The sequence below is a fragment of the Beijerinckia sp. 28-YEA-48 genome (genome assembly GCF_900104955.1).
Taxonomy (GTDB): Bacteria; Pseudomonadota; Alphaproteobacteria; order Rhizobiales; family Beijerinckiaceae; genus Terripilifer.
Map to the genome: position 1 here is coordinate 79,295 of NZ_FNSI01000001.1, position 12,222 is coordinate 91,516.

A 12,222-nucleotide genomic window follows, 5' to 3' on the forward strand; every position below is an offset into this window, starting at 1 on the left:
GGGCCGCCTATTCCGCCGCGACGCGGGCAATGCTGGCTGGATCGTAGTTGAGGATCGGCGACAACCAGCGCTCGACTTCGGCCACCTCCATGCCCTTGCGCAGGGCATAATCGCAGACCTGATCATATTCCACCTTGGCGACGCCAAAGTAGTGCGCGTCGGGATGGGACAGATAGAGGCCGGAGACAGAGGAGCCGGGCCACATGGCGAAGCTCTCCGTCAGCTTGACGCCGACGCGGCGCTCGGCCTGGAGCAGATCGAACAAGGTGCGCTTCTCGGTGTGGTCGGGCTGCATCGGATAGCCTGGCGCCGGGCGGATGCCGCGATAATCCTCGTTGATGCGCTGCTCGTTGGTGAGCGTTTCGTCGGCCGCATAACCCCAGAATTCGCGGCGCACGCGCTCGTGCATGCGCTCGGCGAAAGCTTCGGCGATGCGGTCCGCCAGGGCCTTGACCATGATCGAGGCATAGTCGTTGTTGGCGCGGGCGAAGCGCTCGGAGATGCGTTCTTCCTCGGCGCCGGCGGTAACGACGAAGCCGCCGATATAATCGGCCAAGCCCGTCGCATGGGGCGCGACGAAATCGGACATGGCCAAATTCGGCCGGCCGTCGCGGCGCAGCAGCTGCTGGCGCAAGGTGTGCAAGGTGGCGATCTTCTCGCTGCGTGACTCGCCATTGTAAAGTGCGATGTCGTCGCCGACCGCATTGGCCGGCCAGAAGCCGACGATGGCCTTTGGATTGAACCAGCGTTCCTCGATGATGCGCTCGAGCATGGTGCGCGCATCGTCATAGAGCTGACGGGCCGCGGCGCCCTGTTCGCTATCGTCCAAGAGGGCGGGGTAGCGGCCCTTCATTTCCCAAGTCTGGAAGAAGGGCGTCCAGTCGATATACGGGACCAGTTCGGCGACGCTGTAATTGGAGACGACGCGCGTGCCGAGGAATGTCGGTTTCGGCGGCGTGTAATTGCTCCAGTCGATCTTCATCGCATTGGTGCGGGCGCGCTCCAGCGGCATGCGCTGCTTGTCGGCTTCGGCGCGCGCATGGGCGTCGGCCACCTTGCGATATTCGGTGCGAATATTCTCGATATAGCCATCTTTGGCGGTCGGTGACAGCAGCGAGGACACAACGCCGACGGCGCGGCTGGCGTCGGTGACATAGATCGCCTGGCCGCGCTTGTAATTGGGGTGAATCTTAACGGCGGTGTGGACGCGGCTGGTCGTCGCGCCGCCGATCAGCAGCGGAATGTCGAAGCCTTCGCGCTCCATCTCGCCACCGACGAAACACATCTCGTCGAGCGACGGAGTGATCAGGCCGGACAGGCCGATGATGTCGACATTCTGCTCGCGCGCCGTGTCGAGGATCTTTTTGGCGGGCACCATGACGCCGAGATCGATGACCTCATAATTGTTGCACTGGAGCACGACGCCGACGATGTTCTTGCCGATGTCGTGGACGTCGCCCTTGACGGTCGCCATCAGCACCTTGCCGGCGGCGGTGCGCCCACCCGTGCCGCCATTGGCGAGGCGCTCGGCCTCCATGTAGGGCATCAGGATGGCGACGGCCTGTTTCATCACGCGGGCTGACTTCACCACCTGCGGCAGGAACATCTTGCCGGCGCCGAAGAGATCGCCGACGACATTCATGCCAGCCATCAGCGGGCCCTCGATCACATCGAGCGGGCGCGTGGCGGTAACGCGGGCTTCTTCCACGTCGGTTTCGATGAAATCGGTGATGCCGTTGACCAGCGCATGTTCAAGGCGCTTCTCGACGGGCAGTTCGCGCCATTCGAGGTCTTTGCCTTTGACCTCTGTGCCGGCGCCGCGGAATTTCTCGGCGACGGCGAGCAGGCGATCGGAAGCGTCCTCGCGCCGGTTGAGGATGACGTCCTCGCAAGCGTCGCGCAGCTCAGGATCGATCTTTTCATAGACCTGCAACTGACCGGCGTTGACGATGCCCATGTCCATGCCGGCGCCGATGGCATGAAACAAAAACACCGAATGCATCGCCTCGCGCACATGATCATTGCCACGGAACGAAAACGACAGATTGGAGACGCCGCCGGAAATATGCGCATGCGGCAGGCTGCGACGGATTTCCTGGGTCGCCTCGATAAAGGCGACGCCATAGGAATTATGCTCTTCGATGCCGGTGGCTACCGCAAAGATATTGGGATCGAAGATGATGTCTTGGGGCGGAAAGCCCACCTGCTTCGTCAGAATTTCATAGGCGCGGGTGCAGATCGACACCTTGCGCTCATAGCTGTCGGCCTGGCCGGTTTCGTCAAAGGCCATGACGACGACGGCAGCGCCGTAGAGCAATACCTTGCGCGCTTCGGCGATGAATTTTTCCTCGCCTTCCTTGAGCGAGATGGAATTGACGACGGCTTTGCCTTGAACGCACTTCAGGCCAGCCTCGATGACATCGAACTTCGACGAGTCGACCATGATCGGCACGCGGGCGATGTCGGGTTCCGAGGCGATCAGATTGAGGAAGGTCACCATGGCCTGCTTTGAATCGAGCAGGCCTTCGTCCATGTTGACGTCGATGATCTGGGCGCCATTGGCGACCTGATCGCGGGCGACATCGAGAGCCGCCGGATACTCGCCGTTCTTGACCAGCTTGCGGAACCGGGCCGAGCCTGTGACATTGGTGCGCTCGCCGATGTTGACGAAGCGAATGTCGCTCGTCAGCGTGAACGGCTCGAGGCCGGACAGGCGCAGGCGCTGGGCGATCTTGGGGATATTGCGCGGCTTGACGCCTTTGACGCGGTCGCGCAGCGCGCTGATATGATCCGGGGTTGTGCCGCAGCAGCCGCCGACGATGTTGACGATGCCGGCATCGGCAAATTCGCCGACTAGTTCCGACATATATTCCGGGCTCTCGTCATAGAGGCCGAATTCGTTCGGCAGGCCGGCATTGGGATAGGCGCAGACGAGCGTGTCGGCGATGCGCGACAGCTCGACGATATGGGCGCGCATCTCTTTTGCACCGAGCGCGCAGTTCAAGCCGACGGCGACGGGCTTGATATGGGAGAGGGAGTTCCAGAAGGCTTCCGGTGTCTGGCCCGACAGGGTGCGGCCGGACAGATCGGTGATCGTGCCTGAGATCATCACCGGCAGTTCGAGGCCGGTCTTGGCGAACGCATCGCAGATGCCGGCCCAGGCGGCCTTGGCGTTGAGCGTATCGAAGATGGTTTCGATCAGCAGCAGATCACTGCCGCCTTCGATGAGACCGACGGTGGCTTCCGTATAGGCTGCCCGCAATTCATCGAAGGTGACGGCGCGGTAGCCCGGGTCGCTGACATCAGGCGAGATCGAGGCCGTGCGATTGGTCGGCCCCAGGGCGCCGGCGACATAGCGGCGAATGCCGTCGGTTTCCTCGGCCTTGATCGCCGCCGCGCGGGCAATGCGCGCGCCTTCGAAATTCAGTTCGTGGACATAGGCTTCACAGCCATAGTCGGCCTGGGCAATGCTGGTCGAGGAGAAGGTGTTGGTTTCGCAGATGTCGGCGCCGGCCAGAAAATACTGCAGGTGAATGTTATAGATGGCATCTGGCTGCGACAGGATGAGGATGTCGTTATTGCCTTTGATGTCGCGGGGATGATCGCGGAAGCGCTCGCCACGAAAACCGTCATCGTCCAGCTTCAAGTCCTGGATCATCGTGCCCATGGCGCCGTCGAGCACGAGAACGCGCTCGCTCGCCGTCTTGCGGATGGCGGCGCGAATTTCGGCGCCATTGCGCTGGCGTTGCGAGGCGGTGCTCATTATGCGGCCTCGCGCGCCAGCTGCGGCTTGAGGCCGAGCAGGTGGCAGATCGCGAACACCAGTTCCGATTTGTTCATCGTGTAGAAGTGGAAATCCTGTACGCCGCGATCAAGCAGGTCGAACACCTGTTCGGCGGCGACGGCGGCAGCGACAAGGCGGCGTGTCGTCGGATCGTTGTCGAGGCCATCGAAGCGGTCGGCGAGCCATTGCGGCACAAAAGCGCCGGTGCGCTTAGCGAATGACGCGGTCTGGCGGAAGTTCTCCACCGGCACGATGCCGGGCAGGATCGGGATGTCGATGCCCGCCGCCCGCACGCGGTCGACATAGCGCAGGTAATGGTCGTTTTCGAAAAAGAACTGGGTGATGGCGCGCGTGGCGCCGGCATCGATCTTGGCCTTCAGCACATCGATGTCGTCATCGAGCGTGGCGCTCTCGGGATGTTTTTCGGGATAGGCGGAAACGCTGATCTCGAAATCGCCGAGACGCTTGATGCCGGCGACCAGCGCGGTCGAATTCTCGTAGCCGCCGGGATGGGCGGCGTAAGCCGTGCCGATGCCACCGAGCGGGTCGCCACGTAGCGCCACCACATGGCGGACGCCAGCATCCCAATAGGCGCGCACCACGTCATCCACTTCATCCTTGGTCGCGGCGACGCAGGTGAGATGGGCCGCGGGCTTCAAATCGGTTTCGTGGATGATGCGGGAGACGGTGGAGTGGGTGCGTTCGCGCGTCGAACCACCGGCGCCATAGGTGACGGAGACAAAGCTCGGGCCGATGGGTGCGAGCCGTTCGATGGCATGCCACAGCGCTGTTTCCATCTCCGCTGTCTTGGGCGGAAAGAATTCGAACGAGACGCGGAGCGGCCGATTGCTTTGGCGGCTGGGGCGAACAACGTCGAGGCTCATCAGGCGATACTCACGGTTGTGGGAACGAGATCGGAAATGATGCGGGGGTCGCGGGCGACCCAGAGGGAGACGGTGAGCTTTTCGGGATCGCGCGTGCGCGGCGTCAGGCTGCGATAGCTGACGTTCTCCAGGCCGGTTTCGCGCATCATCTGTTCGATTTCCTCGCGCGAGAAACCAAGGCGACGATGGGCATGTTCGGTGCGCAGGAATTCCAGCGTATGGGGCGCGAAATCGACGACGATCAGGCGGCCACCAGGACGCATGGTACGCGCCGCCTCACGCAAGGCGCGCAACGGATCGTCGAGATAATGCAGAACGAGATGGATGAGGACGAGATCGTAGCTGTCGCGTTCGACGGGCAGGGCATAGATGTCGCCCTGGCGCAGCTGCACATTGCGGAAGCCGGCCTTGTCGATGCCGGCGCGGGCGACGGCCAGCATGGCGGTGGACAGATCGACGCCGACGGCGCGCTCGGCGCGCGCTGCCAGCAGTTCGAGCATGCGCCCCGTGCCGGTGCCCAGATCGAGAACGGAGCGGATCTCCTGCTTGCCGACGATGTCGCGGATTGCCGCCTCCAGCTGCTCCTCGGGCACATGGAGCGAGCGGATGCGGTTCCAGTCATCGGCCTGTTCGGCGAAGTAGCGGGCGGCCTGTTCGGCGCGGGTGCGGCGCACCTCGGCGAGACGGGACCGGTCGGAGACGAATTGCGGGTCGGACGGGTCGATGCGGCGCAGGACGTCGCGGGCCAAGCCCGCGACGGCGCCCGATTGGGCGAGATGGAAAAAGGCCCAGGCGCCCTCACGGTGCCGGTCGATGAGGCCGGCTTCCGACAGCAATTTCAGGTGGCGCGAGATACGGGGCTGCGACTGGCCGAGGATGGCGACCAGCTCAGAAACGGTGATTTCAGCCTCTGCGAGAAGCGCGAGCAGCCGCAGCCGCGTGGGTTCGCCGGCGGCTTCCAGCGCGCCGAGAATCAGGGATAGGGGTGCGATATCATTTGCCATGAGCTAAGTTTCGCAGAAAGACATAAAGATATCTTTATACTATACTCGGGGTAGGCGCAAGGATATATCCCACTCAAAAGCAGCAAGGCGTCGAATTGTGGGCAATTGCCCCACGTTGAGACGGTGCAAATGAATGGGCGCCCATTGCGGGCAATGGGCGCTTGGGTGCGGCGAAAGGTTCAAAAGGCGCCAGCGGTCGCGTGGCTCGTCGGTGCTTCCGCTGCAGCGAATGCATTTATCGGCGCGCGCTTCGAGGCTAATCGCGCTTAAAGATGAGGAAGAGAGGCGCTGCGGCGCGGCTCAGCAAAGTCACGTTTCTACCGAAACGTGATTTGCTCTAGGACGCCGGTTTACGGCGGCGCACGAACAGATTGGCGGTGACCGCATTGGCGATATGCTCGGCCATGCACTGATAGCCCATATCGTTGAGATGGAAGCCGTCGTCAGCCAGCATCTGCATGTTGGCCTTGGTGCGAGCGATAAATTCCATCGCCGAATAGCGCTTCACGTAAAGCACGTTGAGATCGGACGCGATGCGGTTGAGGGCGTCGCGGATGGCGAAGTAGTGGGTGTCGCGCGAATAGTTGGGCGTATATTGCAGGCCGACCAGGACCACATCGATGCCCTTGCGCCGCAAAGCCTTGATGGTTTTGCGCACGGTCGTATCGAAGGTGTCGACCGGCACGTGCTGGATCGCATCGTTGGTGCCGAGCTGCCAGAGCACGACGTCGGGCTTTATAAGGACCGCTTCGGTCCGCAGCCGGTCGGCGGTGGTTTCGCTGGTCTCGCCGGACACGCCGCGATTAACGACCTCGATGTCGACGCCACGCATCGACTTTTCCAGCATGGTCTCGAGCTGCGAGGGATAGTTCTTCTGGCGCGTCGAGGCGCCGATGCCCCAGGTCGAGGAGGAGCCGATAGCGAGAATGCGCAGCCCTTTGCCGGCCTCAAGCTTGGAGACCATGGAGGCGAGCGGAGCCGGCGAGGCGATCTCCTTGCTCGGCACCGAACATTGCGAGCTCAGCGCATATTGGACGACGGAATTGTTGGGATCGGGCGGCTCTGGCGTGGGGACCGCAGCGTTGATGGCCGCGGCCGGGTCGGCGGGGGCTGACGGGCTATCAACAGGCGTAGACTGTGCGTGCGCCGTTCCCATGTAGAGAACGGCGGCAAGAAACACACCTGCTTTCAATCCTGTAGACGCGTGCGCCATTCAGATACCCAGGCCGTGGCGCTCATGGCGCCAACTCCGACGATTACCACAATTGTATCTACTAACAAACTGTGAGCAACAGCGAACCTGACAATCTGTCCGCCGAGACTGAACAAAGAGCCTACACAGAAAACATTGAGCGAATTGCGACCCAACATGGAAAAAAAGCGCGCCAGCGGTCGTGCATACTTAAGGATAAGCCAAAAACTGCCACCGACGAAGGCGACGAGACCAAGCGCATGGATGTAGCGCAGCGGCGTCAAAAAGGTCTTATCGGCGACAAAAAACAGAAATGGTTCAGGGACTTCGAGGGGCTCAGGGTACCAATGGTGGACCGTGCCGATATAGCCGACGAGGACGATGGAGCCGCCGATGATCCGGATCGGTGCCTTCCACTTCTCGATGGCCGATGTGACCGGGCCGCGGCCGCCGAGAACGAAGCCGGTGACGAAAATCAGCTGCCAGGCGAGCGGATTGAAATACCAGCGGCCTTCGACCGGGTAGGTCGGGATGTTGATGCCGGTGGCCAGGGTCGCGGCCCAGATGAGGAGGGACAGCGGCAGGAGGGCCGCGGGCAGGAAGCGATGAATCAGGGCAATGATCGGCCCCATCGCCATCAGCACAACATAGAGCGGCAGAATGTCGAAATAGCCGAGCTGGTGGGACAGAAGAACCAAGCCGATATGCGCGGCCACCGGCGCATCGAACACCGCCGACGCATTATTCCATTGTAAAATAAGCGAATTGTCGAGAAGCAGGGCGGTCGCTGCGATCATCGCGATGGCGATGGCCGAGATCCCCAGTTGGGCGAAATACAGCGTCATGGCCCGGCCGCCGAGGCGCAGTGTCAGACGCATCGGCGAAATCGCCTTGGGCTGGCTGTCGACCAGGATGCGCAGCGACCAGCCGGCGAGGAGCACGAAAAGCTCGGCCGAATCAGTGTAGCCGAAATTCTTGTGGGTAAACTGCTCGTACCAGAGCCCCGGAATGTGATTCATGAAGATCGAGACAAGCGCGAAGCCGCGCCAGAAATCGATTTCATTGGGCGCGCGTGTCGACTTTGTTCGCGGTGCGGCCCGAATGGCCGAAGCTGCAACGTCGTTCATGCTGAAGGCGAACCGGTTTCCTGCGGCGGTGGGGGAGGGCAGTAGCGTTTCATAGTTCGGCGGTATCGCCGAACGCCATGAAGACGCGTCCCAAACTCAAACTCGGGCAAATCGCGTTTCTCTCGAAACCTGATTTGCCCCAGCTCTAAGGGCTGCCCGCTGTGGTGTCGATAGGTGGAAATCCGTGGAAGCGACTGATCCGCCTAAGTTGATTGGAATGTGATCGCGACTTCTCAACCTTTCATTAACGTCAACGAGAGCTAATGCAGGGCGGAATGGGAACGTCCCATTTCGATTCACTTGCTTCCCTTTGGCTCGTTGACGCCCATATTTTCCCATGCTATCCCAAATCATACCGCGCGTTTCAGTGACCTGGCGTAACGGGACAGCGGGATTGCATCTGCGATCCGCGTTGACCTTGGACGGCACGATTGCGTTGCGCGGCTCAGTGCCTGCTTTGGCGTCTGCGTTGCCTGGTGAATGCGTTGGATCGGTTCGTCTCGAATTTCACCAACCGGCTCGACAGCAAGGGCCGGATCTCCATCCCGGCTTCATTCCGAACCGTGCTGGCGAAGGATGGATTCGAGGGTCTCTACGTGCATCGCGCGTTGGATGCGCAGGCGCTGGATTGCGGCGGCCACGCTCTGATGCGGGAAATCGATGGGGTTCTGGGGCGCTTCGCGACCTATACGGACGATCACGATGTCTATTCGACGGCCCTGTTGGGAACGAGCGAGATTCTGAAGGTCGATCCGGAAGGCCGGATCATTCTTTCGGACGCCGCGAAGACCTGGCTGGGCATAGAGGCCGAAGCGACCTTCGTCGGGCAGGGGTACAAATTTCAGATCTGGGAGCCGAAACGTTTCGAAGCGTATCTGGACGAGGCCAGAAACCGGGTACGCGACCTTCGAAAACAGATCGGCGCCAGTCACGCGGGGACGGTTCCACCGCAGCCTCGGGGAGTACAGGAATGACATCGGGTCGCGGGAACGAATCTTCGGTTCCCGATGGCGGACTGACCCGACATGTCCCTGTACTCCTCGAGGCGGTTGCCCACACCCTCGCACCGGTTTCCGACCAGCTCTATCTCGATGGCACGTTCGGCGCTGGCGGTTACAGCCGCGCCATTCTGGCGATCGCGGGCACGCGCGTTTTGGCGCTCGACCGCGATCCCAATGCCATTCGGGACGGTCAGGCGATGGTGGCTGCCATGGGCGGCCGGTTAATGCTGGAACAAGCTGAGTTCTCGCAGATGGACACGGTCGCGGCGGGGCTTGGACTTGCCGCCTTCGACGGCATTGTTCTGGATATCGGCGTGTCGTCGATGCAGATCGACGATGGCGCGCGCGGCTTCTCCTTTCGGCATGACGGACCGCTCGACATGCGCATGGCGCAGGTGGGCCGCAGCGCCGCCGATATCGTCAATGAAGCCAGCGCTGAGGAGCTGGCCGATATCCTTTATTATTATGGTGAGGAGCGGCAGTCGCGGCGCATCGCTCGCGCCATCGTTGCAGCGCGTACAGAGGCGCCGATCACGACGACGCGGGTTTTGGCCGATCTCGTCCAGAAAGCGGCTCCAGCCAAGCCGACGCAGATCCATCCGGCGACCCGCACGTTTCAGGCGCTGCGCATCGCCGTCAACGATGAACTTGGCGAACTCGTGCGTGCGCTCGGCGCCGCCGAAACGCTGCTGCGGCCGGGCGGGCGGCTGGTGGTTGTCAGCTTTCATTCGCTCGAAGACCGGATCGTCAAACAGTTTTTGGCCGAGCGTTCCGGACGCGGGCAGGCGCGCTCACGGCTTTTGCCGGGCGAGCCGGTGCCGCCGCCGCCGACTTTCGAACTGCCGTCGGGTCAACCGGTTGGCGCGTCCGACACCGAATTGACCGGCAATCCACGGGCCCGCTCAGCCAAATTGCGCTGGGCTGTGCGCACCCAAGCGCCGACCCGGCCGGTATCCCAAGATGTTCTTCGCCTCGCGGCTCTGCCCGTGCGCGAACCGAAGCGAGGCTGAAATGTTCCGTACCCTCAATGTGGTCGCAATTCTAGCGCTGATCGGCGCGGCGATTTACGCCTATTCGATCAAATACGAGACCATTCTGTTCGCCGAACAAATTTTGAAAATGAAGAACGCCAACCAGCAGGAGCGCGACCAGATCGCCATGATGCGGGCGGAATTCGCCCATCTTATCCGTCCCGGTCGCATCCAGGCCCTGGCGGACAAACATCTCGATCTCAAGCAGCTCTCTATTGATCAGATCGTTCAGCCGCAGGACCTGCCGGAGCGGGCGCCATGGGTCGATAGCATCGGCAAGAAGCTCGATCTGCTTGGCCTTGGTGAAGCGACGCCGATGCCGCGTGATGTCACGGGTTCGACGCGCGGCGCCGCTACGCCGAAACAGAATGCGGAGGCGCGCTAATCATGTCCCATTCGCAGCCGTTTCCTGAGGACAACATGCAAGATGTCGCTCCTCCCCCGCGTCGTCGTTCGATCCGCTCCTGGCTGGTGCCGTTCCTGCGCGGGGTGCTTGGCACCCGCATTGGCAAGAGTGGCTCGCGCGTCCGGCTGATCACCCTGGCGTTCACCGCGGTCTTCGTGTTTCTCGGTGGCAAGCTCATTTGGCTTGGCATGAAGCCCGAGCAGAACGGTTTGAAGCGGGCGGCCACGGAAGCAAGCTCACGGGCGCGGCCCGATATTGTCGATCGTAACGGCGATATTCTGGCGACCGACATCAAGATCGATTCCGTTTTCGCCGAACCGCGTCGCATCATCGATAAGGATGAAGCGGTGGAACTGCTCACCGCGGTTCTGCCCGATGTGAACGCGCGCGAATTGCGGGACCGGCTTGGTTCGCGCAAAGGTTTCATCTGGGTCAAGCGCGGTATCACGCCCAAGGAGCGCGAAGAGGTGTTCCGCCTCGGCCTGCCGGGTGTTGGCTTTCTGCCGGAGAATAAACGCGTCTATCCAAACGGTCCGGTGGCTGCCCACGTGCTCGGCTTCACCAACACCGACAATATCGGCATCGCTGGCGTCGAGAAATATATCGACGGCAACGGCCTTAACGATCTGGCCCTTGCTGGCCTGACGGCGCGTTCGAGCGATATGAAGCCGATCAAGCTGTCGCTCGACATCAAGGCCACTTATGCGGTGCGCGACGAGCTCGTCAGAGGCATCGAGAAATTCAAGGCCAAGGCGGCTGCTGCCGCGATCATGGACGTCAACACCGGCGAGGTCATCGCGATCGCCTCGGTGCCCGACTATGATCCGAACAATCCGGTCGATGCCTTGGAACCCAACCGCATCAACCGCATGACTGTCGGTGTGTTCGAAATGGGCTCGACCTTCAAGGCGCTGACCATGGCGATGGCGCTGGAAGCCCGCAAGGTCACGGTCAACACGAAGATCGATGCGCGTGGCGCCTTGCGCTACGGACGCTTCGCCATCAACGATTTCCATGCGCAAAACCGCGTGCTGTCGGTGTCGGAAGTCTTCACCTATTCGTCGAACGTCGGCACGGCCCGGATGGCCCTGATGATCGGCGTCGAGGGGCACAAGGCGTTCCTGCGCAAGATCGGCCAGCTCGATCGTATGCGCACCGAACTACCCGAAAGCGCCGAGCCGATCGTGCCGCGCAATTGGGGTGAGCTGAACACGATGACCATCGCCTTCGGCCATGGCCTGGCGGTCGCGCCCTTGCAGGCGATGATGGCGGTGTCGGCGCTGGTCAACGGCGGTCAGCTGATCAAGCCAACGTTCCTCATGCGCTCGGAACAGGAGGCGCGTGCCATCTCGCCGCAAGTGATCCGCCCTGACACTTCGGAAAGCATGCGCTATCTGATGCGCCTCAATGCGGAAGTTGGTTCGGCGCGCACGATCAACGTGCAGGGTTATTTCCCCGGCGGCAAAACGGGAACGGCGAACAAGGTTGTGAACGGACGCTATTCCAACGACCGTGTGTTCACCACGTTCACGGCGATCGCTCCGGCCGATAAGCCGAAATATCTGTTCCTGACCGTTTACGACGAACCCCAGGGCGTGCCGGAAACCGGCGGTGCGCGCACCGCCGCTTATAACGCCGGCGCCACGACCGGGCGTATTATCGAGCGCGTGACGCCGATGCTCGGCCTGCCGCCGCGCGTGGCGACGCCGCAGATGTCGCAAGTCTTTCCGTCAGTGGCGCGTCTGGGCATTGGTCTGCCTTCAAGCGGGAGCGCCTGGCGGTGAGCAAGCTGC

Annotated in this window: 9 protein-coding genes; 4 read left to right on the forward strand and 5 right to left on the reverse strand. The window is 61.9% G+C overall.

Annotated features, from left to right (window positions below):
• Positions 1-7 precede the first annotated feature (7 nt).
• From metH to opgC, 5 genes are all read right to left on the reverse strand, one after another.
• Entirely contained in the window at positions 8-3,763 is a 3,756-nt protein-coding gene (gene metH / locus BLW50_RS00375) for a methionine synthase (protein ID WP_090696133.1), read from the reverse strand.
• Positions 3,763-4,668: a methylenetetrahydrofolate reductase [NAD(P)H] gene (gene metF, locus BLW50_RS00380; RefSeq protein ID WP_090696134.1), complete on the reverse strand. Its 906-nt coding sequence runs from the start codon at positions 4,666-4,668 to the stop codon at positions 3,763-3,765. Before metF ends, metH begins: the two co-directional genes overlap by 1 nt.
• The gene (locus BLW50_RS00385) at positions 4,668-5,672 is read right to left on the reverse strand and encodes an ArsR/SmtB family transcription factor (RefSeq protein WP_090696135.1); all 1,005 of its coding nucleotides are present in this window, start codon (positions 5,670-5,672) and stop codon (positions 4,668-4,670) included. The genes metF and BLW50_RS00385 overlap by 1 nt, the downstream gene beginning before the upstream one ends.
• Before the next feature lie 337 nt (positions 5,673-6,009).
• Complete coding sequence (locus BLW50_RS00390; RefSeq protein WP_090696136.1) at positions 6,010-6,885, reverse strand: SGNH/GDSL hydrolase family protein; 876 nt, start codon at positions 6,883-6,885, stop codon at positions 6,010-6,012.
• Positions 6,861-7,991: an OpgC family protein gene (gene opgC / locus BLW50_RS00395; RefSeq protein ID WP_090696137.1), complete on the reverse strand. Its 1,131-nt coding sequence runs from the start codon at positions 7,989-7,991 to the stop codon at positions 6,861-6,863. Before opgC ends, BLW50_RS00390 begins: the two co-directional genes overlap by 25 nt.
• A 485-nt stretch (positions 7,992-8,476) precedes the next feature.
• On the opposite strand from opgC, the gene BLW50_RS00400 reads away from it, so the two are divergent.
• The 4 genes from BLW50_RS00400 to BLW50_RS00415 are packed head-to-tail and all read left to right on the forward strand — an operon-like array spanning position 8,477 to position 12,213.
• Positions 8,477-8,965 (forward strand): division/cell wall cluster transcriptional repressor MraZ, encoded by a 489-nt coding sequence (locus BLW50_RS00400; RefSeq protein ID WP_090708484.1) that lies wholly within the window; start codon positions 8,477-8,479, stop codon positions 8,963-8,965.
• Entirely contained in the window at positions 8,962-10,002 is a 1,041-nt protein-coding gene (rsmH, locus tag BLW50_RS00405) for a 16S rRNA (cytosine(1402)-N(4))-methyltransferase RsmH (protein WP_090696138.1), read from the forward strand. The genes BLW50_RS00400 and rsmH overlap by 4 nt, the downstream gene beginning before the upstream one ends.
• A gap of 1 nt (position 10,003) precedes the next feature.
• On the forward strand, positions 10,004-10,408 hold the full coding sequence (locus tag BLW50_RS00410) for a cell division protein FtsL (protein ID WP_090696139.1): 405 nt from the start codon (positions 10,004-10,006) through the stop codon (positions 10,406-10,408).
• Positions 10,409-10,410: 2 nt separating this feature from the next.
• A complete protein-coding gene (locus BLW50_RS00415) occupies positions 10,411-12,213 on the forward strand; it encodes a peptidoglycan D,D-transpeptidase FtsI family protein (protein WP_244544087.1) in 1,803 nt (600 codons plus the stop codon).
• Positions 12,214-12,222: the final 9 nt, after the last annotated feature.

Coding starts and splice junctions, on each gene's coding strand:
- metH (WP_090696133.1), bottom strand. CDS start 3,763: ATGAGCACCGCCTCGCAACGCCAGCGCAATGGCGCCGAAATTCGCGCC.
- metF (WP_090696134.1), bottom strand. CDS start 4,668: ATGAGCCTCGACGTTGTTCGCCCCAGCCGCCAAAGCAATCGGCCGCTC.
- BLW50_RS00385 (WP_090696135.1), bottom strand. CDS start 5,672: ATGGCAAATGATATCGCACCCCTATCCCTGATTCTCGGCGCGCTGGAA.
- BLW50_RS00390 (WP_090696136.1), bottom strand. CDS start 6,885: ATGGCGCACGCGTCTACAGGATTGAAAGCAGGTGTGTTTCTTGCCGCC.
- opgC (WP_090696137.1), bottom strand. CDS start 7,991: ATGAACGACGTTGCAGCTTCGGCCATTCGGGCCGCACCGCGAACAAAG.
- rsmH (WP_090696138.1), top strand. CDS start 8,962: ATGACATCGGGTCGCGGGAACGAATCTTCGGTTCCCGATGGCGGACTG.
- BLW50_RS00410 (WP_090696139.1), top strand. CDS start 10,004: ATGTTCCGTACCCTCAATGTGGTCGCAATTCTAGCGCTGATCGGCGCG.
- BLW50_RS00415 (WP_244544087.1), top strand. CDS start 10,411: ATGTCCCATTCGCAGCCGTTTCCTGAGGACAACATGCAAGATGTCGCT.